The 23,210-nt window shown below is 60.4% G+C and carries 23 protein-coding genes; 4 read left to right on the top strand and 19 right to left on the bottom strand.

The features are described 5' to 3' along the window. Positions 1–67: 67 nt before the first annotated feature. Genes kduD through kduI form a run of 3 tightly spaced genes read right to left on the bottom strand, consistent with a single transcriptional unit; the run spans position 68 to position 2,449 of the window. Positions 68–817: a 2-dehydro-3-deoxy-D-gluconate 5-dehydrogenase KduD gene (gene kduD, locus GT019_RS25820; protein WP_161746326.1), complete on the bottom strand. Its 750-nt coding sequence runs from the start codon at positions 815–817 to the stop codon at positions 68–70. After that, on the bottom strand, positions 807–1,583 hold the full coding sequence (locus GT019_RS25815; RefSeq protein ID WP_161746325.1) for a DeoR/GlpR family DNA-binding transcription regulator: 777 nt from the start codon (positions 1,581–1,583) through the stop codon (positions 807–809). Before GT019_RS25815 ends, kduD begins: the two co-directional genes overlap by 11 nt. A gap of 32 nt (positions 1,584–1,615) precedes the next feature. After that, positions 1,616–2,449, bottom strand: a complete 834-nt coding sequence (kduI, locus tag GT019_RS25810) for a 5-dehydro-4-deoxy-D-glucuronate isomerase (RefSeq protein ID WP_161746324.1) — start codon at positions 2,447–2,449, stop codon at positions 1,616–1,618. Positions 2,450–2,722: 273 nt separating this feature from the next. Here kduI and GT019_RS25805 point away from each other — a divergent pair, with 273 nt between their 5' ends. Together GT019_RS25805 and GT019_RS25800 are read left to right on the top strand one after the other, a co-directional pair. After that, complete coding sequence (locus GT019_RS25805; protein ID WP_161746323.1) at positions 2,723–3,196, top strand: hypothetical protein; 474 nt, start codon at positions 2,723–2,725, stop codon at positions 3,194–3,196. After that, on the top strand, positions 3,193–3,705 hold the full coding sequence (locus GT019_RS25800; protein WP_161746322.1) for a hypothetical protein: 513 nt from the start codon (positions 3,193–3,195) through the stop codon (positions 3,703–3,705). Before GT019_RS25805 ends, GT019_RS25800 begins: the two co-directional genes overlap by 4 nt. A gap of 173 nt (positions 3,706–3,878) precedes the next feature. On the opposite strand, the gene GT019_RS25795 is transcribed toward GT019_RS25800, so the two are convergent. The 5 genes from GT019_RS25795 to GT019_RS25775 form a co-directional block, all read right to left on the bottom strand. Continuing rightward, positions 3,879–4,145 (bottom strand): hypothetical protein, encoded by a 267-nt coding sequence (locus tag GT019_RS25795; RefSeq protein WP_161746320.1) that lies wholly within the window; start codon positions 4,143–4,145, stop codon positions 3,879–3,881. 169 nt (positions 4,146–4,314) lie between these two features. Beyond that, positions 4,315–5,880 (bottom strand): hypothetical protein, encoded by a 1,566-nt coding sequence (locus tag GT019_RS25790; protein ID WP_161746319.1) that lies wholly within the window; start codon positions 5,878–5,880, stop codon positions 4,315–4,317. 254 nt (positions 5,881–6,134) lie between these two features. Then, complete coding sequence (locus GT019_RS25785; RefSeq protein WP_161746317.1) at positions 6,135–6,932, bottom strand: ABC transporter ATP-binding protein; 798 nt, start codon at positions 6,930–6,932, stop codon at positions 6,135–6,137. Between the two features lie 14 nt (positions 6,933–6,946). Then, complete coding sequence (locus GT019_RS25780; RefSeq protein WP_161746316.1) at positions 6,947–7,993, bottom strand: FecCD family ABC transporter permease; 1,047 nt, start codon at positions 7,991–7,993, stop codon at positions 6,947–6,949. Between the two features lies 1 nt (position 7,994). Next, on the bottom strand, positions 7,995–9,002 hold the full coding sequence (locus tag GT019_RS25775) for a FecCD family ABC transporter permease (protein WP_161746314.1): 1,008 nt from the start codon (positions 9,000–9,002) through the stop codon (positions 7,995–7,997). 237 nt (positions 9,003–9,239) lie between these two features. On the opposite strand from GT019_RS25775, the gene GT019_RS25770 reads away from it, so the two are divergent. After that, complete coding sequence (locus GT019_RS25770; RefSeq protein ID WP_161746313.1) at positions 9,240–10,265, top strand: ABC transporter substrate-binding protein; 1,026 nt, start codon at positions 9,240–9,242, stop codon at positions 10,263–10,265. 265 nt (positions 10,266–10,530) lie between these two features. Here the strand turns inward: GT019_RS25770 and GT019_RS25765 are convergent, their stop codons facing one another. From GT019_RS25765 to GT019_RS25755, 3 genes are all read right to left on the bottom strand, one after another. Beyond that, positions 10,531–11,088 carry a DNA-3-methyladenine glycosylase I gene (locus GT019_RS25765; RefSeq protein WP_161746312.1) on the bottom strand — a complete coding sequence of 186 codons (558 nt, stop codon included), beginning with the start codon at positions 11,086–11,088 and terminating at the stop codon, positions 10,531–10,533. Between the two features lie 52 nt (positions 11,089–11,140). Then, the gene (locus GT019_RS25760; RefSeq protein ID WP_161746311.1) at positions 11,141–11,356 is read right to left on the bottom strand and encodes a hypothetical protein; all 216 of its coding nucleotides are present in this window, start codon (positions 11,354–11,356) and stop codon (positions 11,141–11,143) included. Positions 11,357–11,456: 100 nt separating this feature from the next. Next, positions 11,457–12,215, bottom strand: a complete 759-nt coding sequence (locus GT019_RS25755; protein ID WP_161746310.1) for a sugar phosphate isomerase/epimerase family protein — start codon at positions 12,213–12,215, stop codon at positions 11,457–11,459. Positions 12,216–12,476: 261 nt separating this feature from the next. Between GT019_RS25755 and GT019_RS25750 the strand changes: the two genes are divergently transcribed. Then, the gene (locus GT019_RS25750) at positions 12,477–13,025 is read left to right on the top strand and encodes an NAD(P)H-dependent oxidoreductase (RefSeq protein WP_161746309.1); all 549 of its coding nucleotides are present in this window, start codon (positions 12,477–12,479) and stop codon (positions 13,023–13,025) included. Between the two features lie 109 nt (positions 13,026–13,134). Here GT019_RS25750 and GT019_RS25745 read toward each other — a convergent pair whose 3' ends face one another. The 8 genes from GT019_RS25745 to GT019_RS25710 all read right to left on the bottom strand — a co-directional run bounded on the left by GT019_RS25745 (position 13,135) and on the right by GT019_RS25710 (position 23,103). Continuing rightward, complete coding sequence (locus GT019_RS25745) at positions 13,135–14,175, bottom strand: LacI family DNA-binding transcriptional regulator (RefSeq protein WP_161746308.1); 1,041 nt, start codon at positions 14,173–14,175, stop codon at positions 13,135–13,137. Positions 14,176–14,431: 256 nt separating this feature from the next. Next, positions 14,432–15,790, bottom strand: coding sequence for an ABC transporter substrate-binding protein (locus tag GT019_RS25740; protein ID WP_161746307.1), 1,359 nt, complete (start codon positions 15,788–15,790; stop codon positions 14,432–14,434). 54 nt (positions 15,791–15,844) lie between these two features. Then, complete coding sequence (locus GT019_RS25735; protein ID WP_161746306.1) at positions 15,845–16,687, bottom strand: carbohydrate ABC transporter permease; 843 nt, start codon at positions 16,685–16,687, stop codon at positions 15,845–15,847. A gap of 11 nt (positions 16,688–16,698) precedes the next feature. Beyond that, positions 16,699–17,589, bottom strand: a complete 891-nt coding sequence (locus tag GT019_RS25730) for a carbohydrate ABC transporter permease (protein ID WP_161746305.1) — start codon at positions 17,587–17,589, stop codon at positions 16,699–16,701. 11 nt (positions 17,590–17,600) lie between these two features. Continuing rightward, positions 17,601–18,701: a Gfo/Idh/MocA family protein gene (locus tag GT019_RS25725; RefSeq protein WP_161746304.1), complete on the bottom strand. Its 1,101-nt coding sequence runs from the start codon at positions 18,699–18,701 to the stop codon at positions 17,601–17,603. 440 nt (positions 18,702–19,141) lie between these two features. Beyond that, on the bottom strand, positions 19,142–19,924 hold the full coding sequence (locus tag GT019_RS25720; protein WP_161746303.1) for an SDR family oxidoreductase: 783 nt from the start codon (positions 19,922–19,924) through the stop codon (positions 19,142–19,144). A 31-nt stretch (positions 19,925–19,955) separates the two neighbouring features. Next, complete coding sequence (locus tag GT019_RS25715) at positions 19,956–21,962, bottom strand: oxidoreductase (RefSeq protein WP_161746302.1); 2,007 nt, start codon at positions 21,960–21,962, stop codon at positions 19,956–19,958. Between the two features lie 7 nt (positions 21,963–21,969). Beyond that, complete coding sequence (locus GT019_RS25710) at positions 21,970–23,103, bottom strand: acyl-CoA dehydrogenase family protein (RefSeq protein WP_161746301.1); 1,134 nt, start codon at positions 23,101–23,103, stop codon at positions 21,970–21,972. Positions 23,104–23,210 lie beyond the last annotated feature (107 nt).

Below are 23,210 nucleotides of genomic sequence, written 5' to 3'. Positions count from 1 at the left end.
GTCGGTATTCATGATTCGGTTCCTTAGCGAACCTTCGCTTGCCTTTGCATCGGCCTTGCCTTCCCGCTTAGCGCGCCATCCAGCCGCCGTCCACGCACAGCACGTGGCCGTTCATATAATCCGACGCGGAGGACGCGAGAAAGACCGCCGGTCCCTTCAAGTCCTCCGGGCTGCCCCATCGTCCCGCCGGGATGCGCTCCAGGATCGCCTGGTTCCGCTTCTCGTCCGCCCTGAGCGGCGCCGTGTTGCGCGTGCTGATGTAGCCCGGCGCGATCGCGTTCACTTGAATGCCCTTGCTCGCCCATTCGTTGGCGAGCGCTTTGGTAACCCCGGCCACGGCATGCTTGCTCGCCGTATACCCCGGGACGTTGACGCCGCCCTGATAGCTGAGCATGGAGGCGATGCTGATGATTTTGCCGCTGCCTCTCGCGATCATGTGCTTGCCCGCCAGCTGGCTGAGGAAGAACAGCGAATTCAGGTTCAGGTCGATGACGTCCTGCCAGTCCTGGCGCGAATGCTCCGCGGCCGGCGCGCGGCGAATCGTGCCCGCGTTGTTGACGAGGATGTCGATCCCCCCGAAGCACCCGAGCGCCTGTTCGAATACGGCTTCCAGCCCCTCCGCGTCGCTCAGGTCGGCGGACAGTTCCTCAATGGCGCCGCCGAAGCCGCGCACGGCGGCGACCGTCTCGTTGCTGTTCGAGGCCGATACGGCAACGACGGATGCGCCCGCTTCCGCCAGGCCGATCGCGATCGCTTGTCCGATGCCTCCGGACGTGCCCGTGACCAGCGCCGTTTTGCCCGTCAAATCAAAGCTCATGGCTTCCACTCCCTTCTATGATTACCCGGGCTCCCCCTTGGCGGAACAGCTCCGCCGTGCCGGAAGGCATGCCCGAATCCGTAATGATCGCTTCGACCTCGTTCAGCTTGGCGAACGTAAACAACGCCGCCTGCCCGAACTTGTGATGATCCGCCACCACGTAAGACGATTCGGCCGTCTCGAGCCAGGCGCGCTTGAGATCCACGGATTCGCCCGCGTAGATCGTGAAGCCGTATTCCAGATGGACGCCCGTCGCGGACAGGAACGCCTTGGAAACGTTCAGTTTGCGGATATAGGCTTCGGCCTCGGCGCCGATCAGCATGTTGCGGCGCTGATGGCCGCCGGGCACCACGAGCCGGATCTGTTCCCTGCGGGCAAGCTCCGCAATAATGAGCAGATCGTTCGTCACGACGGTCAGCGGCCGGTCGGGCAGCCGCCTGGCCATCTCCAGCGTCGTCCGCCCGCCGTCCAAGGCGATCACGTCGTTCGGCTCGATCAGCGCGATGGCCGCGGCCGCGGTCTCCAGGCGTTCCGCCTCGTTCGGCGCAGCCGCCGGCTTCGGCGAGAGGATGCCGAGCTGGTTCGCCTGCGCGAGCACCGCTCCGCCGTGAATGCGCGTCAGCAGACCTTTCTCCTCGAGCTTCGCCAGGTCTTCCCGGATCGTCTTGCCCGTTACGTGCAGCTGCTCGGTGAGCTCCGCCACCGTCACTTCGCGCGCGGCCAGCAGCATTTCCATGATTTTCTCGTATCTTCGCAGTGGGTTCATCGGATTCATCGCTTTCTTGCTTCGTTTTGCTCTTATTTTAAGTCTTTCATCGCCACGGCGTCCATGTCCTCGAAGATTTGGTTCTCGCCGGCCATGCCCCAGATGAACGTATAGCTGCTCGTGCCGACGCCGCTGTGGATTGACCAGCTCGGCGAGATGACCGCCTGTTCGTTGCGCATCACCACATGGCGCGTCTCGTCCGGCTCGCCCATCAGATGGAAGACGACGCCGTCATCCGGCATGTCGAAGTAGAAATACACCTCCGAACGGCGGTTGTGCGTATGGCAGGGCATCGTGTTCCACATGCTGCCGGACTGCAGCAGCGTCATGCCCATGACGAGCTGGCAGCTTTGGATGCCGCCGGCGTGGATGTAGCGGTAGATCGTGCGTTCGTTGGAATTCGTTTGGCTGCCCAAACGGTTCGGGGACGCTTCGCTGATCGCGGCTTTCACCGTCGGATGCGTTTGGTGCGCGGGGGTGGAGTTGAGGTAATACTTCGCCGGCCGGGCGGCATCCTCGCTGGCGAAGGTCACGTCCTTCGCCCCGCGGCCGACGTAGAGGCAGTCCTTGCTTGCCATCGCGTACGTCTCGCCGTCGACCGTCACCGTGCCGGCGCCGCCGACGTTGATGATGCCGACCTCGCGGCGTTCCAGGAACGTGGCCGCGCCGATCGTCGCCGGATCCGCTTCCAGCTTGACGGATTCGTTCACGGGAACGACGCCGCCGATAATGAAGCGGTCGACGTGGGAGTAGCTCAGCAGCAGCCGATCGGCCGCGAACAGCCGCTCGATCAGAAACTCGTCGCGCAGGCGGGCGGTATCGAATGCCTTCACTTCGTTCGGGTGGGATGCGTAACGGATTTCCATGATTCTCGATCTCCTTTTAGGTTTATATAAGTTCGTTTATTACTTAATACGTTCATATTAGATCCGAACCGGCGTTTTGGCAACCCTTTTCGCTGCGCCCGCGATAGAGCCGGCTTCGGCAAATGCAATTCGAAGCCCGGAAATGCATCCTCCGAACGGAAGCCCTCGACCGAATATGAAATCATGGCGTTTAATCAGACGCTTGCACGCCGATAATGGTAGTTATCCGTCGTAACCGGCGGAGCCGGAAATCACTGAAGGAGGCGAGAGAACGTGACGCTCGCGATTTGCATGTTCGTCACATGGTGCGTATGGATCGCGTTTTCGCTCATGCCCAAGAAGCTGTCCGTCTTGGATACGGTATTCGTGCTCTTCGGCGGCACCGTCTTCGAGCTCAGCATATTCACGCTCCTCCACGTCAACCTCTCGTGGATCGTCGTGAACCCGGACATCGAGAAGTCCTGCGCGAATTTGGTGATCCGCCTGCTGCTGATCCCGGTCGCGCTCCTGATCTCGACCAACATCATGCTGTATGACTGGAAGGTTCTGAAATGGATCGTCGCGGCGGGAATCCTGCTCTCGTTCGTTCCGCTGCAAATGCTGCAGGTGCGGCTCGGCGTGATTACGGCGCTGCATGTCCCAACGATCGGCATGCTGCTCTTTTTCAGCGCCTATATGTTGTTCGCGAGATTATTGGCGGGACTCATTCGAGCGGCCGGCCGGAAAGAAGAGCGTCGGCTGTCATGAACGTATACGATACTCATTTCGACAGCAATGAATGGTTTGTCCTGTCCGGATTGTTCATCGGAGCCGTGCTGGTCGTTCTTTTGCCCAAGCGGTTTCGCGCGAAGAACGCGATCGTGTACTATACGTGCGGATTGTACACCGGGTTATTCTTCGACCACTCCCTGGGCCTCGAGCCGATAGACTTATATGACGTGGACGACAGTTCCGCCTACGAATGGACGGATTTTCTGTCGTACGTCTCGTACGGCTGCGTGAGCTATATCTTCTTCTATGTTTATGACCGGATAGGCGTGAGGCCTTCGCGCATCGCGGTCTATGTCCTCGTCTGGGCCCTGCTCTCGACCGGCATGGAATGGCTCGCGGTCCAAGCGCATGTCTTCCATTACCGGCTCGGCTACCGGCTCGCCTATTCGTTTCTCATCTACTTGATCGTGCACTCGTGCTGGCTCGCCTTGTTCCACTGGTGCGAGAAGATCGCGGGAGAGCGTCCGCGCCGGCATCCCGGCTAGTCAATGCGCGGGACGAGAGACGGGGCATGGGGTTGTCAGCCGCCAGCCGCCACGTACCTCCACGCTTCGCGCGAGGAGCCGCGTGAGATGCCGCCGCGCGCATGCCGAAAAGCCGCCATTCTCCCCGAACGGCGGCTTTGCTTGTATCTGCGCCTCTCGTTAACCGACGGCGTTCAAGCGCGCTTGCTCCTCGATATCGACTCGGCGATTTCCCTCATTCGGGTACCGTTGCCCGCATAACCATTGTAGTGCATCGGAAAATCAACGTGGGCTGCATCCGCGCGAGCGATTGGCCCGGATTTTTCGAACGCCTGCTTGGAACCGCTTTCATTTCTGTTCGCAGCCAAGTCCGCCGCCATCCGCCTCATCGTCTCTCCGCTGCCCGTCCATCCAGTATAGTAAGGCACGCAATCAGGATTTTTCTCCGCGATGACCGTCACCTCCCTCTCTTGCTACTATTTCTATGCATCGCTCATCCTGAAATACCCTATAACTTCCAAATTATTGATGAACGTGCTTTCCGGTTCCCGCCCAGATCAGGCCTCCTGCAAGACAAGCAAAAACCACCGCGCGGAAAAGCGCGGCGGCCGATATTCACGTTCGCTCCGACTATCCGATCGTCTCCGCCGTTACGCGCCTGTCGGCGAAATCGTAACGGAAAACGACGACGGTATTGGCCTGCTCGATGATCAGCTTGGCTTTCGTGGACGAGCCGCTGCGGGGATAGCGGTCGATCGAATACGTCTGCGACAAGGTTCCGTACGGCGCGACCGCGTACTCGTATTCACCCGGATACGGGAAGACGCAGGCGAGCGCGTACCGGCCGTCGCCGGCATAATACATGCGCGTCGTTTCGCTGTTGGAATCGTGGTTGACGGCTCCGGCATGATGCTGGAAGTCGCCGTAGACGATGACCCGCGAAGGGAGCTTGACCCCGGTGCTCGGATCGTATTCTTCCTCTCCGCCGTAATGCTGGGAGGTCCGTGGAACGTTTGCATGCTGCCGCCAATCGCCGGCGTCCGACCAGATCCGCTTGATCGTCTCTTCCTGTCCGAATCCGAGCGGGCAGCCGGCGCCCGGCATATTCGCCTGATAGCAGACGCTGGCCGACGCCGCCTCTATACCGTGCACCCGCGGGACAATCCGGCAGTTGCCCAACGTTCTCCGTACCGGCATCTGGAAATGGGCATTCGCGAAATGGGTCGCCGTCCATTTGTACGTATAGTCCAAAAACGCGTTGCGGCGCTCCTCGGATCGGGAAGCGAACCACGTGATCTGATCGTAGCCCCACCACTCCATCCACGCCCGACGTTCGAAGGGGATTCCGTCCTCTTCCTTGAAAAATTTCCCGCCCCAATTATCGAATTCCATCAAGAGCGGCAGGGAGTCGGTCTGCCAGCCAGAAGGCGTCGTGCCGCCTTCGCTGAAGCCTTCCCGAACGAGCGCGAGGCTGTCGCCGGGCTTGTCCAGGATCGGCATCCTGGAGTACGGCATGGAATGGAAGTCGAAGAGCAGCCTCCCGCCGACATTGACGCCGTGAGTATGCGCGTCTAGCAGTACCATGCCCCGCCTCGCATGCCCTGCCGCATATGCGCGGATCTTATCGAACAGCGCGTACGTCTTCGCGAAACCGATATCGTCGGCGGTGTATAAGTGAATCTGCCCCATATGGATAGCCTCGAAGCCGGCATCGATGTAGCGGGCCGCCCGATAATAGAACCATAGCTGCGCTTCCGTCTTGTCGATGTTCGGGATCGCGCCGTTCTCGTCCCACACGTACCCGGCAGGCCGGTTGTCGAACAGCATGCGCTCGAATTGAAAGGTCCGTTCCTCCGGCGGAAGCCCGAACGCCTCGAATACCCAAGCGGGGATCGGCACCCGGTTCGCTTCCTTGAAGATCGCTTCGAAGATGCACGTCTGCAAAATAATGTCGCCGTCGATCGCGTGCACGCGCGCCGCCAGCCGCTCGGACTTGGCGAAATGCGCCTCGTCGTCGGCCTCCATCTCCCACACGCCGGACGACCGGCCGAGAAACTTGGCGCCGATGTTCGCGATCATGCGCAAATCGTCGTCCAAAGTGTCGCTGTTGACCAGGCCCGCCGCGGTGACCGCTCTGGCCAGGTAGCTCTCCAATACGCGTTCGCTGATACTGCCTTGAAAGGCATACTCGTTCATCCGTTTCATCCTCCTGTTGTTCGCATCATCCGTCGGGCATGTATGGAACCGATACCAGAACGAGGCAAACAAAACATTTTCAATTCGATATGGTATCGTTACCAGATTCGACTGCACGTTCTTCTCTGGGATCGCTTTCATCCCCGTGACACCAGTATAATCGCATCCGCGCGGATTGACAATCCTTGATTCCGGGCAAAAAAAAGCCGAGCGGGCAATGCCCGCCCGTCCGCGACCGCGGATTCATCGGCACGCTACGATTCTACCCTGCGTCCTTTGCCGAAGGGAATGCACATCGGCGTGCCGAAGATCGGATCCGCGGTGATCCGGCTTTCCATGCCGAAGACGTCCCGGATGAAATGCTCGTTCACGATCTCTTCCGGGCGGCCCTTCGTATACACCTGGCCTTCTTTGACCGCCACGATATGGTGCGCGTACCGGCAGGCGAGGTTGATGTCGTGCAGGACCATCGCGATCGTCCGGTTCTCCCGCTCGTTCAGGTCGTACAGCAGATCCAGTATCTCGATCTGATGCGTCATGTCCAGGAACGTCGTCGGTTCGTCGAGCAATATCGTCGGCGTATTCTGCGCCAGCGTCATCGCGATCCAAGCCCGCTGCCGCTGTCCGCCGGAAAGCGAATCGACCGCGCGGCTCGACAGATCCGCCATATGCGTGACCTCGAGCGCTCGCTTGACCGCCTTCTCGTCCTCGAGCGACCATTGCTGCAGGAAGCTCTGGTACGGGTAGCGCCCTTGCTTCACGAGCTGATGCACGGTCAACCCTTCCGGGGCGATCGGTCCCTGCGGCAGGATCGCGAGCCGTTTCGCGATTTCCTTGCTGGGCAGCTTGGCGATGTCGCTGCCCTCCAGGATGATCGATCCCTCCTGCGGCTTCAGCAGGCGGGCGATCGATCGCAGGATCGTGGATTTGCCGCAGCCGTTGCTGCCGATGAAGACGGTGATCTCGCCCTTCGGAATCAGCAGATCGAGATTCGAGAAGACGGGGGTTTTTCCATAGGACAGCGTAAGATTGCGCGCTTGGATGACGGACACGGGATTCACTCCTTCTAGGCTTTGCGGTGGCGATAGAGTAGATACAGGAAGAACGGCGCTCCGACCGCGGCCGTGAACACGCCTGCCGGAATATCCAGCGGGATGAACGCGATTCTGGCGGCCAGGTCCGACAGCAGCAGCACGAGCGAGCCGACCAGCGCCGATGCCGGGATGACGCCGCCGTAGGCGGGGCCGACGAGCCTGCGGGCGATATGCGGCGCCATGAGCCCGATGAAATTGATCGCGCCGCCGATGGCGACCGCGGAACCGGCAAGCGCCACGCTGACGAACAACAGCATCGTGCGCTTCTTGTGCACGGCGCTTCCGACGCTCGCGGCGACCTCGTCCCCAAGCTCCTGCACGTTCAAATGCCGGGCATAGACGAGCGCCACGGGCAGCAGCACGACGAGCCAGGGCAGCAGCGTAAGGACGTCCCGATCCCAGGATACGCCGTAAATGCTGCCCGTCATGAAGGTGAACGCTTTAACCGCGACGGCCGACGGGGTAAACGGCGCGGTCAAGATCAGCATGTAGGTGAACGCCGTCAGCGCGGTCGCCATGCCGATGCCGATCAGCACGAGCCTCAGCGGCGTGATGCCTCCGCGCCGATAGGCGAAGACGTAGATCAAGACGGCGGCGGCGAACGCGCCGCCGATCGACCAGATCGGCATGAAGCGGATGCTTACGCCCGAGAAATACAGGATGAAGACGATCGTGCCGAGCGAGGCGCCGCCGGAGATCCCGATGACATCCGGCGACGTCAGCGGGTTGCGGACGATGCCCTGCAGCAGCGCGCCCGAGACCGCGAGCGCCGAGCCGACCAGCATCGCGATCACGACGCGCGGCAGCCTCAGCGAGACCACGATCATGGCATGCGACGGATCGCCGCCGCCGAAGAGCGAACGGACGACCTCGATCGGACTGATCGTCGTGCTTCCGAGACCCGCGCACACGACCAAGGCGACGACATTGGCCGCGGCCAGCAGCAGGATCGCGACGAGCGTTCTGCGATGGAATTGGAAGGAATGCTTACGGCCTCTGAAATTCAGCCAGTTGCTCATGCTATCCGCGCTCCCCTCTTCTGGCGATGTAGATGAAGAAAGGCACGCCGATGATCGCCGTCATGACGCCGACCGGCACTTCCTTGGGAAACGAGATGAAACGCGAGCCGATATCCGCGGCGAGCAGCAAAATGCCGCCGAGCACGGCGCAGTAAGGAATGACCCAGCGATGATCGATGCCGACCAGGTAACGCGTGACATGCGGGATGATAATCCCGACGAATGCGATCGGGCCCGCGATGGAGACGGAGCCCCCAGCAAGCAGGACGACCGCGACGCCAGCGGCCAGCTTGACGTAGATCGGCTTCTGCCCCATGCCTGCGGCGACGTCGTCGCCGAGGCCGAGCAGATTCAAATGCCTGGCCAGCACCCAGGCGCCGATCAGCGCGATGCCCATGTACGGAGCCGCGGAGGCGAAGATGCCCATGTCGCGTCCGGCCACGGAGCCGACGAACCAGTACAGCACTTGGTCGAAGCTTTGTCCGCCCGTGAGCAGAATCCCGAGCGAGACCGACGAGAAGAACGCGGTCATGGCCGCGCCGGCAAGCGTGACTTTAAGCGGCGTCAGGCCGTCGCTGCCGATCGAGCCAAGCAAGTATACGAGCAGCGCCGCGAATGCCGCGCCGACGAATGCGAGGAGGGCAAAGGCGGACAGGCCGCTCACGCCGAAAAAAGCGGATGCGGCGACGATAAAAAAGGCCGCCCCGGAATTGATCCCGAACAGGCTCGGGGAAGCGAGCGGGTTGCGCGTGATGCTCTGCATCAGGCAGCCCGCGACGGCCAGGCTCGCGCCGGCCATCGCCGCGATGAGCGCCCGCGGCACTCGCGCGGTACGCACGATAAGCTGCTGCTGCGAGCCGTCGAAGTGGGTGTACGAGCTTACGATGGTATGCCAGCCGATGTCCGCGACGCCGAATACGATGCTGCATACGATTCCGGCGAGGAGCACCGCCAGGCCGATCAGCAAACCCGAGATTTTGCGCGTTCTTGTGGCGAGTACAGATTCCATGCGATCCTCTTTCTTATTCTCCTATGGGCGTAGCCGCTCGCGACGGATCGTATCGACCCGACGATAGGAACACGAGATTCTTAAAATTATTTCAACATTAAATAATTTTAGGCGATGTTGCGGGGGGTGTCAATGATTTTGAGAATCATTATCATATTGATTGACGCCGGTGATCGACCCTGTTATAGTTTTTCTCAGTAATGAGAATCATTTTCATATCGAAAGGAAGCTTAATCCATGTTGCCTAAGGTTAGAAAGAAGTTCATTTGGACCGTTTCATCGCTTTTGCTCGTCTTTGCCGTCGTACTCTCGGGGTGCGGCCAATCCGGCTCCGATACGAATTCCAATAGCGGCTCCGGGAACGCAGGCTCGACGAATTCGTCGAACGGGGCGGCTCCCGCATCGGACGCTTCCGAACGCACGATCACCCATGCCATGGGCGAAACCGTCATCAAGGGAACGCCGTCCAGAATCGTGGTCTTGACCAACGAAGGCACAGAAGCGCTGCTCGCGCTCGGCGTGAAACCGGTCGGCGCGGTAAAATCGTGGACGGGCGATCCCTGGTACGACCACATCGCGAAGGACATGGAAGGCGTCACCGTCGTCGGCGAAGAAAGCCAGCCGAACCTCGAGCTGATCGCCAGCTTGAAGCCGGACCTGATCATCGGCAGCAAGTTCCGCCAAGAGAAAGTGTACGAGCAGTTGAAAGCCATCGCGCCTACCGTCTTCTCCGATACGCTCCGCGGCGCATGGCAATCGAACTTCAAGCTCTACGCGGACACGATCGGCAAGAAGGCCGAGGGCGACAAGATCATCGCCGACTACGATGCCCGCACCGCCGACTTCAAAGCCAAAGCCGGCGACAAGCTGAACCAACGGGTATCCGTCGTTCGCTTCATGGCGGGCAAAATTCGCATCTACCTGTCGGATACGTTCACGGGCATCGCGTTCGACAAGCTCGGCATCAAGCGTCCGGACAGCCAGATGAACTACAAGGATACGTTCGTCGAAGAAATCACGAAGGAACGTCTGCCGGAAGCCGACGCGGACATCATCTTCTACTTCACGTACGATACGGGAGACGGCAAAGGCAACCAGATGGAAGAGGAAATGCTCAAGGATCCGCTGTGGCAAAGCCTCTCCGCCGTAAAGAACAAAAAGGCTTACCGGGTGAGCGACGCCATCTGGAATACGTCCGGCGGCGTTATCTCGGCCAATATGATGCTGGACGAGCTGTTCAAAATGTACGACATTCAAGAATAAGAAACAGACGAAAAAGCCTGAGACCGGCGTGCTAGCATGCGCCGGCCCAGGCTTTTTTTGCGCTGCAGGGAAGCTGATTGACCCCCGTCCGCATCCGCGGGAGCATCCCGTAATCCGCCATACTTTCGTCATCGCATGCCGCGCTCCATTCGGGAATGGACTTTATGCAGGCTCGTTGCATGCGTTAGTCTTCCTTTGCGCAATAGTGGCTATGCGCTTTCGTATTCGGACGGATTGCCGAAGCCCTGTTCATTGCCGCCCTGCTTCACGGACGATAGAAGTCGCAGTCCCGCGTATGGTCGTTGACCATGCCGCTCGCCTGCATGTAGGCGTAGCAGATCGTCGATCCCACGAACGTGAAGCCCCGCTTCTTCAAATCCTTGCTCAGCGCGTCCGATTGCGGCGAGGTCGCCGGCACGTCGCTTTTGGTTCGCCAATGGTTGCGAATCGGCTCGCCGTCCACGAACCGCCAAACGTAGGCCGCGAAGCTGCCGAACTCCTCGCTTACTTGCAGAAATCGCTGCGCGTTGTTGATCGCCGAGCGAATCTTCGAGCGGTTGCGGATAATCGCTTCGTTCGTCATGAATTCCGCGATCTCGGACTCGCCGTATTGGGCTACTTTGCGGGGATCGAATCCGTCGAAAGCCCGCCGGTAGCCCTCGCGTTTCTTCAGCACCGTATACCAGCTGAGTCCCGCCTGCGCGCCTTCCAACACCAGCAGCTCGAACAACTTGCGGTCTTCGCGGACGGGAACGCCCCATTCGCGATCATGATAATCGATATACAGCGGGTCTTCGTTGACCCATGCGCAGCGTGCGGTCATTCGTGCGAACTTCCTTTCCGTCAGCTTACTTGTCTATTAACGTCACGGTCAGTTACGCTACCGTCTCCCACATGACCAGCGCGGAACATTTATTCAGCGCGGCTTGCAGCCGGCCCGAGCCGTCTTTCGCGCCTACGATCCTGCCCGCCAGCGCCAGCGCGAAGTACCACAGCCACGAGACGGCGATGCAGGCGATCGCGAACGCGGCTTTGGCTGCCCCGTCGTAATTCAGGGTGCTCGTGCCGATGACGCCGATCGTGTCCATCAAGGGCGCTTGCCATCGCGATTCCCCCTTCGCTGCAACGATGCCGTCCGCAAGTTCCCGCTCGTGGAAGGAGGCCTTGTCCCATCTATTCTGGCAGCTTTTCTCAGCGGTAGCCCGCCGCCGCCAGGTTCTTGTAGCTGGTATCCAGACAGTCGAACGGGCTGCCTTCGCAAGTATCCTGCTCGACAAGCAGGTATTCCGTCGTGCCGGCTTGCTCGAGCGCGTTCAGGATCGCCTTGAAGTTCATGTTCCCTTCCATGACCGGCGCCATGATCGGCTCCATGCCCCTGACGGCCATATCCTTGAGATGCACGCAGTGCAGCCGGTCCTTCAAGATGCCGATCCATTCGCAGACGTCCGCGCCTGCCGCCTGCACCCAATAGGTATCGAGCGTGATCCCCATTTCTTCGGGCGCGAAGTCCTCGAGCAGCCGTTCGATCATCCGTTTGCCGCCGATCTTCGCGAATTCGAAGTTATGGTTGTGGTACATGAACGTCTTGCCCGCTTCGGCGATGCGCTTGGCGGCTTGCCGGTAGTCCGGCGCGAAATGCGCGTACCAATCCGGCGTCCGGTACTTCTCCGGCATCCCTCCGATGCCGATGTACCGGCAGCCGAGTATATCATGCTCCCGAATCACTTCCTCGGTATCGTGCAGGATTCTTTCCGGACTTGCGTGCGTGAGCGCGATACGCAGCGACAGCTCGTCGCAAATTTCCCTCAACCGCTCGGGTTCGATCTTGCCCATGGCCGACACTTGGATCGTCGTGTACCCCATCGCGGCGATTTTTTGCAAGGTGCGCCGAATATCGGTCTCGGTCTGGATAAAGCTGCGTACCGTGTACAACTGGGCTCCCAGGATCATGGATGATTCCTCCTTGGCTAATCGATTGCTTCACGCTTACATTATACAACTTGCGACGCCATGCAGGCGGGCTTTCGCGAATTTCCTTGATCGCAACCCGGCGCATGCCGAGGAAGGAACATCGAATATGAACGCAATCGGCGCGCATAATCCCGTTTGGCCCGGAACAAGTTAAGAACTGCGAGCATCAGGAAACGATTCGCAGTCGAACCTAAGACGACCGCATTACCCGATCCCAGTTCAAGAAACGGAGAGATGACAGTGAAAACCTTGGTGATCGTCGCTCACCCTAACATGGATGCATCCCGTATCAACAAAGCCTGGCTGGAGGAGCTGCGAACGCAGCCGGAGATCACGATCCACGAGCTGTACCTGGAATATCCCGACGAAGCCATCGACGCGGCGCGCGAGCAGGGGCTGCTCGCCCAGCACGACCGCATCATCTTCCAATATCCGTTCTACTGGTACAGCACGCCGCCGCTGCTCAAGAAATGGTTCGACCTCGTCCTGCTGTACGGCTGGGCGTACGGTCCGGGCGGGGACAAAATGGTCGACAAGGAGGTCGGCGCGGCCATCTCCACGTACGGCTCGACGGAATCCTACCAGCGCGGCGGCTCCAACCTGTTCACCTTGACCGAGCTCTTGAGCCCCTTCCGGTCGCTCGTTAACTTTATCGGCGCCGACTACCTGCCGCATTTCGCGCTGAGCGACGTATCCAACGTCACGGACGAGCAGCTCGCCCAAAGCAAGCGCGATTACGTGCGGCATGTGACGACCGCGAAGCCGCTCGAGGCTGCTTTTTCCAACTGAACGCCGTCCCCGCTTTGCATAATGCGGCACAACGCAAAAAGAGCCTGCCGGCTGATGTCCGGCAGGCTTTTTTTGGGGAAGGACCGGCGATCGGCGTGGGAATGTTCCGCTACGTGGCCTCGCGGTCGGATTTGCTTCCGGTCGAATGCCGGAGCATCATTTTGTAGGGAATGATCATCTTCACCGGAACCGAGTACCGATGCTCCATATAATCGAGCAGCAGCTTGGCGGCGAACATCCCCATCTCCAGCTTCGGTACATGGATGGTCGACAGCGGCGGCGAGGTGAACTCCGAGATCTCGATGTTGTCGACGCCGAAGAAAGCGACGTCGCCCGGAATCTTCAGCTCGCGCTCCGTCGCGGCCCGCATCGCGGCGATGGCCATCATGTCGCTTGCGGCAAAAATCGCGGTCGGCGCCTCCGCGTTCGTCTCGAACGCCCTTTTCGTCAGCTCGTAGCTCAGCGAGACATCCCACTTCACGTCGATGACCCAGCTGTCGTCGATCGGCAAGCCCGCTTCCTCCATCGCGCTCCGGTAGCCTTGGAAACGCCGCTCGTCGCGGAAATTGTCGGTGAGCTCCGATCCCCCGATGTAGGCGATTCGCCGATGCCCTTGCTCGATCAGATACGCAACGGCCTCCTTCGCGGCGGCGGCGCGGTCATAGCTGACGACGGGCAGCGCCTTGTCCGAGATATCCACGCCGACGATATGCCTTACGTTCGCCTTGATCCATTGATACGCTTCGTCGTCGATCCGTTCGACCACGAGCATGCCGTCGATCCGATTGTCCTTGACGAGCGACTTCAGCTGCTCGATATCCATGTGCTTCTCGATGCTGCAGACGAATTCCAGACGCATGCCCGCTTCGGTGAGCGTCTTCTCGATGCCTTCGAGGATCACCGAGAAATACGGGTTGTTGTATTTATTTTGAGGCATTGCCACGACGCAGCCGATGCGGTACGCATGTTTGGGTTCGTTTTTCTTCACTTTCGTCGGGCGGACGGTCTTATAGCCGAGCTGTTCGGCGGTTTCCCATATTTTCTTCCGCGTCTCGTCGCTGACCGAACGGTTCGCGTCGTTCTTCATGACCCGCGAAACGGTCGAGATCGAGACGCCTACGCGCTCCGCAATATCCTTCAGCTTCGCCATGTTCCATTCCTCTCTTCGCCAATCCGGGTAAGGGCCGAAGCCTTATTGGGGCAACTTCGATTCACGCAATAGAAATTTGCGGCAAATTCATTTTATATTTCTCGCGGGAGTAAGTCAATAACGCCGCGCCGGCCCGGGCGGCAACCGTTCATGTCCGGTCGAGAGAAACAGAAAAAAATACAGAACAGGCAGGGTCACTCCCGCATGTTCTGTATCGAAGTCCGTATATAGGATGCCCTTTCTTGCCCTTGCCGCGTTATTTCATTTTGGAAGCCAAATCCTTGAGCGCCGCTTGCAGATCGCCGTCGCCCGAAAGCGGAAGCTTCAGCGCCTGTTCGCCGTACGTCCATACCAGATCGGTCTTCTTGGCCGTGAACGGCGAGACGATGCCGTACTTCTGGGCATCCAGGAATATTTTGTTCGCTTCGCCCACCGTCTGCACGTAAGCGTCCGATGCCGCTTTGTTGGCCGGAATGGAGTAGCCTTGCTTCGCCAGCTCCGTCTCGCCCTCCGGGCCGGCCAGCCAAGCCAGCAGCTTGTAGGCGGCTTCTTCGTGCTTCGTATTGGCGCTGATCGCGAGGCCGGCGGGCTGCACGACCGTTTGGTTCGTCTTGAACTTAGGCAAGTACGAGATGCCGTAATCGACCTTCGCTTCCTGATAGTTGGTCGTGTTCCAGCTGCCGCCCGGATTCATCGCCACCTTGCCGGTCGTAAGCGTCAGATTCACGTCGCCGCCGAGTCCCTCGATCTGGGCCGGGGTCGTATTGATCTTCTTGTTCTTCGTCAGGTCGATGAAGAAATTCAGCACTTCCTGCGCCTCCGGCGTATCGAGCGCGAGCGTATCGTCGTCGTTCACCAATTTGGCGCCGTTCGACCACAGTTCCGGCTCCAGGAACCAATCCATGGAAGAACCAGGGGACAAGGACAGGCCCCACTGCACGATGTTCTTGGCATCGAAGCCGGCATCCGCCGCGCTCTTGCCGCTCTTGTCGAGCGTCATCTTGGTCGCGATGTCGACGATCTCGTCCCAGCCAGGCTCCAGGGAAGGCACGGCCGCGCCCTTCGGATTCGTCTTCGGATCCGCGAACAGCGCCTTGTTGTAATACCAGACGATGACATTGGCATCGATCGGGAGCGATACCTGCTTGCCTTGGTATTTATGAAGACCGAGCAGGCTGTCGTCGATATTCGTAAGATCGAATGCGTTCTTGGCAAGCAGGTCGTCCAACTCTTTGAAAATGCCGAGCTCGGCGTATTTGTCGATATACGCGTAGCTGGTCTTGAAGACGTCCGGAAGCGTTCCCCCCGCCGCGTTGGCGGTCAGGCCGTCCCAGTAGCTGGCCCAATCCTTGCCCTCGAGCTTGACGGTGATGTTCGGATTGGCCGCCGTGAACTTGTCCAGCAGCTCCTGCGTGCGCGCCAGCTCCTCCGCGGTTCCCCACTGGGAGTACGTGATCGTGACGGGCTCAGCGGCTGCGGCATTGCCGCTTCCCGCGTTGTTCGCAGCGTTCGCGTCGCCGCCTGCATTATCGTTCGAACCGCATCCCGTTAATGCAACCGCCATCGTCGATGCCAAGACCAAAGTGCCGATTTTCCATTTTCTCTTCGTTTTCACTTGTCAGTTCCCCTTTACCATAATGTCGATCGCAAGCAGAACCTTTCGCAAGAGCTATCCTTTGGAGCCCGTGAGCACGACCCCCTCCACGATGTATCGCTGCGCGAAGAAGTAGAGCAGGCCGATCGGGATGATGCTTATGAATGCACCGGCAGCGAGCGCCGGGAAATCCTGACTGGTCTGGCCGATCAGCAGCTGCAGGCCCACGCTCAGCGTGAACAGCGCGCTGTTCTTGATATACAGGAAGGGGCCGAGAAAATCGAGCCAGGAATTGACGAAAGCGAAAATGACCGTCGTAATGATGATCGGCTTCGACAACGGCATGATCACCCTGGCGTAGACCGTCCACCGATTGCCGCCGTCGAGGTACGTCGCCTCGTCCAGCTCCTGCGGGATGGTCAGGAAGAACTGCCGGAACAAGAAAATGTAATACGCGCCTCCGAGCCAGGCGGGCACGATCAGCGGCAGCCAGGTATCGATCCAGCCCAGCTTCGCGAACAGCACGTAAGAAGGAATCATCATGATGGAGGGCGGAATCATGAGCGTGATCAGCACGATCGGAAACAGCCTGTCCCGGTATTTGGTCAAGAAGCGCGAGAACCCGTACGCCACGATGGAGCTGGAGACGACGGCTCCGAGCGCGACGAGGATCGAGATCGCGAACGAGTTCCGGATCCACGTCCACATCAGCGGCTGAATGGAGAACAACCGCTCGAACGCTTCGAAATTAAACGACTCCGGCAGCAGCGCGGGAGGCGCCTTGTACGTCTCCGCCTTCGTCTTCATCATGGTCGAGAGCATCCATGCCAGCGGCCCCGCAAACAGCAGGAAGACCGCGCATAACAGCACATATTTGAACGCGGCGCTCACGGCGCCGCTCTTTCGAGTATCGTTCATCGGAATCCCCCCTATTTCTCGCCCTCGTAGTAGACAAACCGGTTGGAGAGCTTCATCAGCACGAAGGTGACCAGCGCGATGACCGCGAACAGGAAGATCGACTGCGACATCGCCATGCTGAATTTCAAGTCCGTGAAGGACGATTTATAAATGTTGTACACGAAGGTGTAGGACGCGTAGTTCGGACCGCCCTTGGACAGCAGCAGCGCTTCCGTGAACATTTGAAAATTGTACATGGTCTGAATGATGACGACGAACAGGATCGACGGGCTGATCATGGGAAGCGTGATGGCGAAAAACCGGCGAATCCGGTCCGCCCCGTCGATCTCGGCGGCTTCGTACAGATGGCGGGGGACATTCTTGAGCGCCGCGAGGAAGATCAGCACGCCGCTGCCGGATATCCACACCTGAAGCAGGATGATGACCGGCTTGATCGTATGCTCCCCGCCCAGCCAATCGGTCTTGCCCGCCCCGAAGAAGCCGAGCACGGCATTGAGAATGCCGAACTCCGAGTTGAACACGAGCCGCCAGATGATGACCGTCGCCACGATCGGCACGAGCGTGGGCAGGTAATAGAACGTGCGGAACACCGCTATGCCTTTGACGTCGAGATTGAGCAGCATCGCCAGCAGCAGCATCCCCGCCGTCACGACCGGCACGCCCAGCACGACGAAGTACAGCGTGTTGAACAGGCTCTTCGTGAAGATCGGATCCTTCGCCATATGCACGAAATTATCGAATCCGACGAAATCGTAATGCACCGCGCCCGGAAGCTTGGCGTCCGTGAACGCATAGAAGATCGAGGTTCCGAACGGAATCAGGAAGAACGCAATGAAGCCGATGATCCATGGCATGATAAACAAGAAAAATAACGCCGTGTCGTATTTCCTCAGACTATTCATCCGGACACCCCTTACTCGGATAGCTCATCCAAATACACGTACCGCTCTTCCACGATGGATTTCTCCGCGGCCAGGGCGATCAGCAGGGCGTTCCGCCCGACCTGCCCCGTCGCGAACGGCTGCTTGCCTTCCTTGATGCAGGCAATGAAATCGATGCGCTGCGTCTGCCCGCCGGTATGCCCGCCCATGATGGAGTCCGAAGTCACGTCCATATCCAGATGCTCCTTGGTAAAATCAGCTCCGCCCACGATATCGATCGCTTTGTCGTTCCGCGCGACCATCTGTCCGCCGTTCTCGCCGATCAAGCCGATCTCGAGCCCTTCGCCCATCAGGTTCCGCGGCTTCAAGTACATGCACAAGCCCAGGTTCGCCTTGCTCCCGTTATCGTAATCGACGGTAATGAACGCATGATCGACGATCGACGTGTCGGCGATCGTTTTCGCCGGATAATGGCTGTACGAATTGGTGATGAGATTCTGCTCGCCTTGCTTCATGACATGCTGGCCGCCGGAAGCGAATACGCGAACGGGGTTCGCCCCGATCATCCAGTTGAAGATATCGAAATGATGGCAGTCCTTCTCGACGATGGCGCCGCCCGACTTGTCCTTGTCGTAGAACCAATCCGCCGGCGGAAAGGGATCGCGGAATTCCTTGCACCACATCAGCTTGACGTCGCCGATCCGTCCGTTCTCCACTTCCTTCGCCATGCGGCGGTACAGGTTCGAGTAGCGGTAGACCAGGCCGATCTGCAGGATCCGCTTGTGCTTGTCCGCCGCTTCGATGATCGCGTCGCAGTCCGCCAGCGTATGCGCGACGGGCTTCTCCAGGAAAACATGCTTGCCCGCCTCCAGAAAAGCGACCGCCACTTCCCGGTGTTTATAGTTAGGGACGCTGATGACGACCGCATCCAGATCTTCTTTGCCCAGCAGCTCGCGGTAATCGGTGTATACGTCCGGCTTGCCGTTCTTAAGCTCCGCCAGCGTGCGGGCCACGTTCGCCCCGTTCATATCGCATATGTACCTCACCTCTACCTCGTTCAATAAGTCAAAGCCGATGCAATGATGCGAGCCCATATCGCCGACGCCAATAAATGCCATTCTGATCTTGCCCATTTGTGCACGCTCCGTTGTCATGTTTTTTGCGCCAATGCATGTGTGATGTCAGCTAAGTTAACAACCCTGTAAGCCTGATATGATCGTAATGCAATTTTACGGCAATGTCAATCGTATTTGGCTAAATAATATTGATAATTTGCCGCAAATAGTGATATTGATTGCAATTCAGACAAACAAGGCTCCCGATTGGGCGATCTTTTGATCTGTCGGCATTGGGTACGGTTACATTTTCATTTTTTCTCTTTAGGCAAAAAAAACGAGATTTTGCGTAAAACTCCTGATGTTATGCTGCTGTTAGCTATGCAAATAATGGAATTACGGCCAAGGCAAACGAACGCAGCAAAAAGCGCCAGCTGCGTGAGCCGGCGCTTGGCGCTTGCCATGCGGTGCGGGATGGGATGGAATCGCTTAGTCAGAATCAGCTCCGACTCGCGGCCTCAATTGCCGTCGATATCGTAGGAGACGAGCGTCAAGCCGCCGTCGACGGAGATGATCTGGCCGGTAATGAAGCCTGCCGCCTCGCTCGCCAGGAACAAGGCGACGCCGGAGACGTCCTCCGGCTGGGTAAGCCGGCCGAGCGGCGTGCGGCGCGTGACGTTTTGCTTGAAGGCGTCGAAGCGCTCCTTGGCGTAGAATTTCACCGAGTCCGTCTCCACGACGCCCGGCGAGATGACGTTGCACGTGATGCCCTTGGCCCCGAGCTCCGCCGCCAGATAGCGCGTCAGCGATTCGAGCGCCGCCTTGGCCGATCCGATCGTCGAATAGTTCGGCAGCGTGAATAGACTGCCGAGGCTCGAGACGGTAATGATCCGTCCCGGCCGGCCTTCCATGAGCGGCACCGCGCGCTGCGCCGCGTGGAGCACGCTCTTGACCACCACTTGGTACGTGCGGTCGATATGGTAGTCCTTCGTCTCCATGATCGGCTTGAACGCGGTGGCCGCGGCGTTCGCCATGAAGACGTCCAGCGCGCCCCACTCGCTTGCGACCGTATCGAACATCGCGTCGATCTCGGCCGACGATTCCAGCTCGGCCTTGCACAGCAGTACTTGGCCGCCGAACTTCCTCGCCTCTTCCGCCGTCGCCAGCGCGGCCTCTTCGTCCCTGCGGTAATGAATGGCGACGTCCGCGCCTTCCTTCGCGAACGCGAGGGCGGTTGCCTGCCCGATGCCCCGCGAGCTGCCCGTGATGAGCGCTTTTTTTCCCTTGAACGATTCCGGCACTGCTATCGCTTCCTCTCGAATTACGCGTTTTTTATAAGGACTTGGCAAGCTCGTAGGCTTGGCGGATCGCCCGGGCGGCGTTCAATTCCGCCGCGTCGCTCGCGCCGCCGACGACGTCCGGACGAAGCCGTTCCGCGTCCCCCTCGCCGGCCTGCAGCCATTCGGCCCAATCCGTCCGGGAGCGCTGTCCCGTGCACAAGACGACCTGGTCCGCTTCCAGGAAGCGTTCGCCCGCTTCGTTCTCCACCCAGACGCCGCCTGCGTCAATCGCGCGGCAGCGGTACCCCTTCAGCACCTCGACGCCTCTGCGCTTCAGTTCCTCGAGCAGCACCCATCGCGTCGTCGGGCCGACGCCCTTGGCGACCTTCTCCGATCGCGACACGAGCGTGATGCCGAACGGGACGGCGTGCGCCGAAGCGGGAGCATAGCCCCTTTCCGCGAAAAAGGCGTTCACGTCCTGCCCGAGCGCGGCCGTCTCGGCCATATAATGCGCGACGTCGCTGCCGATGCCTCCGCCCCCGACGATGACGACCTTGCGCCCGAACGCACGGGCGCCGGACAATATATCCGCGTACGTGCACACGAGCGACAAGTCCGCGCCTTCGAGCTGCTCGGGCACGTAAGGCTCCACGCCGGTCGCCACGACGACGCGGTCGAATGCCTTCAATTCCTCGGCCGACGGAACGGTGCCGGTGCGGACCGCGACGCCCAGCCGCTGCAGCGCCACCGCATAGTAGCGCAGCGTCTCGCGGAAGACGGCCTTGCTCGGAATCCGCGACGCGAGCAGGAATTGCCCGCCGAGCCGGTCGCGCGCCTCGAACAGCGTTACGGCGTGGCCCCGTTCCGCGGCCGTCTTGGCCGCCTGCAGCCCGGCGACGCCGCCGCCGACGACGGCAACGGCGATCGGCGCGTCCGACGGTACGAACGGCTCCGCTTCCCGTCCGGTCCGCGGGTTCACCAAGCAGGCGACCGCCTTGCGCGGATTGCCGAACGCATGGTCCAGGCAAGCTTGATTGCAGGCCAGGCACAGATTGAGCCCGTCGCGGTCGGATTGCGCGATCTTCCGCGCGAACGCCGCGTCGGCGAGCCAAGGGCGCGCCGGCGCGACGAAATCCATGTCGCCCCGGGCCAGCGCCTGCTCGGCCGCTTCCGGCGTATGCAGGCGGTTCGCCCCGATGACGGGGATGCCGACCGCGGCGCGGACGGCGCCGACGATATGCGCGAAGGCGCCGGAGGGCACGGTCGCCCCGACGGTCGGCAGCCGCGATTCATGCCAGCCGATGCCGACGTTGAGGGCATCGGCCCCGCTTTGCTCCAGCGCCCGGGCGAGCGCGAGCGTCTCGTCCGGCGTCGTGCTCCCGTCCATGACATCCTCGCCGGACATGCGGAAGATGACGGGAAATTCGCGTCCCACCCGCGCCCGGATGCCGGCGACGACCTCCGCGCTCAGCCGGATGCGGCCGTCCAGCGTGCCGCCGTATTCATCCTCGCGCGCATTGGTCAGCGGAGACATGAATTCGTTCAGCAGGTAGCCTTCGGAGCCCATGATCTCGATGGCATGGAACCCCGCGTCCCTGGCGAAGCGCGCGCCTTCCGCGAACGCTTCCTTCACGTCCGCGATATCGGATGCCGTCATCGCCTCCGGCGTCTCCCGCGTCAGCCGCGAAGCGATCGCGCTCGGCGCCTTCGGCGTCAGCCCGGTCTCGGCGCTTCTGGCGTAGCGGCCCGTATGGGTGAGCTGCAGGGCGAGCTTGCCGCCCGCCGCCCGGATCCGCCCGGCAAGCTCCCGCAGCTGATCGCGGTGGTCGGGAACGGTCAGGCAAAACATGCCGTGCCCGCCGCCTTCGGGAAGGACGGCCGCATGGCCCGTGATGATCAGCGCCGCGCCGCCGCGCACCCGCTCTTCGTAGAACGCCGCGAGCTGGTCCAGCTCCCGGCGGTCGCCTTCGATGCCGAGATGCATGGCTCCCATGAGGATGCGATGATCCAGCGCGAGCGTGCCGATCGTTCCCCGTTGGAGCAAGAGCGATGATCCCATGCCGCGACTACCTCCCCGCCAAGATATGTTTGGCTATGACCGCCTTTTGAATCTCCGCCGTTCCTTCTTCGAATTTTTGCGCCCGGGCGTCGCGGTAGATCCGTTCGATCTCGTAGCCTTTGAAATAACCGATCCCGCCCCAGATCTGCTGGGCCTTGTCCGTGACGCGCTGCAGCATCTCCAGCGCGTACAGCTTCGCCATCGAGGCCGGCGGCGGCGTCAGCGCGCCCTCGTCCTTCAGCCGTCCCGCATGCATGACGAGCTGGCGCGCGGCTTCGATATCCGTGGCCATCTCGGCGATCCACGTCTGCACGACCTGACGCTGGCTGAGCGGCTTGCCGAACGTCACCCGCTCGTTGCTGCGCATGACGGCCAGATCGAACGCGCGCTGCGCGAGGCCGACGCAGGTCATCCCGACGCATACGCGGCTCGGATCGAGAAATCCGTTCAGCGCGCTCGCCAGCCCTTGCCCGACGTCCCCCAGCAAATTCGCGGCGGGCACGCGGGCATCCTTCATCAGGATATGCGCATGGCCCGTGCCCGTGAGTCCCAGCGTCGGCGGCATGAGCCGGATCTCGACGCCCGGCGCGGTTCTCGGGACGAGCAGCGCCATCGTGCCCTCGTAGCCGCGCGTGCCTTCCATCCGGCAGTAGAGCATCAGGTAATCCGCGGTGTCGCCGAACGTGATCAGCCATTTCTCCCCATTCAGGACGTATTCGTCGCCTTCCTTGCGCGCGGACGTCTCGATGTCGGCGCCGGAGCCCGCGTTGGGCTCCGTCAACGTGAACGCGACGGTAAGCTCGCCCCGCACGAGCGGCTTCACGAATCGCTCGCGCTGCACCTCGTTGGCGAGGAAATCGATCGGCCGCCAGACGCCGTTGATGACGTGCACGACCATCCGAATCGAACCGTGCGACTGCGAGAACAGCTCGAGCAGCTGCAAATATTGCGTGAACGACAGCCCCCGCCCGCCGTACTCGACCGGAGCGGCCAGCCTTAGATAGCCGCGCTCGCGCAGCTCCTGCCAGACGTCGGGGCCGCATTCCCCGGATTCCTCGATACGCTCCGACAGCTCCCGGAGACGGCCGTTCACGTAACGGTCCACTTCGTCTTTCAATCTCTGAAACTCGGTTTCTTCCATGGGCTCCTACCTCTCCAACGTTAATAAACTTTCAAAGCGGCAAATCGGATTCGCAAGCCCAAGCAAGCGGCCGGACGCCGGACGGAAGAGATTTCGCCCGGCTTGTC

Origin of the sequence: Paenibacillus glycinis (assembly GCF_009909185.1) — a bacterium.
Classification (GTDB): Bacteria; Bacillota; Bacilli; order Paenibacillales; family Paenibacillaceae; genus Paenibacillus_Z; species Paenibacillus_Z glycinis.
The sequence above is the reverse complement of the archived record's forward strand: the minus strand, read 5'-3'. Positions and strand labels throughout refer to the sequence as shown.

Excerpts from the sequence above, each read along its gene's own strand:
- GT019_RS25815 (WP_161746325.1), bottom strand. The coding sequence starts at position 1,583 with ATGAACCCACTGCGAAGATACGAGAAAATCATGGAAATGCTGCTGGCC.
- GT019_RS25770 (WP_161746313.1), top strand. The coding sequence starts at position 9,240 with ATGTTGCCTAAGGTTAGAAAGAAGTTCATTTGGACCGTTTCATCGCTT.
- GT019_RS25755 (WP_161746310.1), bottom strand. The coding sequence starts at position 12,215 with ATGATCCTGGGAGCCCAGTTGTACACGGTACGCAGCTTTATCCAGACC.
- GT019_RS25735 (WP_161746306.1), bottom strand. The coding sequence starts at position 16,687 with ATGAACGATACTCGAAAGAGCGGCGCCGTGAGCGCCGCGTTCAAATAT.
- GT019_RS25775 (WP_161746314.1), bottom strand. The coding sequence starts at position 9,002 with ATGGAATCTGTACTCGCCACAAGAACGCGCAAAATCTCGGGTTTGCTG.
- GT019_RS25730 (WP_161746305.1), bottom strand. The coding sequence starts at position 17,589 with ATGAATAGTCTGAGGAAATACGACACGGCGTTATTTTTCTTGTTTATC.
- GT019_RS25780 (WP_161746316.1), bottom strand. The coding sequence starts at position 7,993 with ATGAGCAACTGGCTGAATTTCAGAGGCCGTAAGCATTCCTTCCAATTC.
- GT019_RS25765 (WP_161746312.1), bottom strand. The coding sequence starts at position 11,088 with ATGACCGCACGCTGCGCATGGGTCAACGAAGACCCGCTGTATATCGAT.
- GT019_RS25710 (WP_161746301.1), bottom strand. The coding sequence starts at position 23,103 with ATGGAAGAAACCGAGTTTCAGAGATTGAAAGACGAAGTGGACCGTTAC.
- GT019_RS25790 (WP_161746319.1), bottom strand. The coding sequence starts at position 5,880 with ATGAACGAGTATGCCTTTCAAGGCAGTATCAGCGAACGCGTATTGGAG.
- GT019_RS25745 (WP_161746308.1), bottom strand. The coding sequence starts at position 14,175 with ATGGCGAAGCTGAAGGATATTGCGGAGCGCGTAGGCGTCTCGATCTCG.
- kduI (WP_161746324.1), bottom strand. The coding sequence starts at position 2,449 with ATGGAAATCCGTTACGCATCCCACCCGAACGAAGTGAAGGCATTCGAT.
- GT019_RS25715 (WP_161746302.1), bottom strand. The coding sequence starts at position 21,962 with ATGGGATCATCGCTCTTGCTCCAACGGGGAACGATCGGCACGCTCGCG.
- GT019_RS25800 (WP_161746322.1), top strand. The coding sequence starts at position 3,193 with ATGAACGTATACGATACTCATTTCGACAGCAATGAATGGTTTGTCCTG.
- GT019_RS25725 (WP_161746304.1), bottom strand. The coding sequence starts at position 18,701 with ATGGGCAAGATCAGAATGGCATTTATTGGCGTCGGCGATATGGGCTCG.
- kduD (WP_161746326.1), bottom strand. The coding sequence starts at position 817 with ATGAGCTTTGATTTGACGGGCAAAACGGCGCTGGTCACGGGCACGTCC.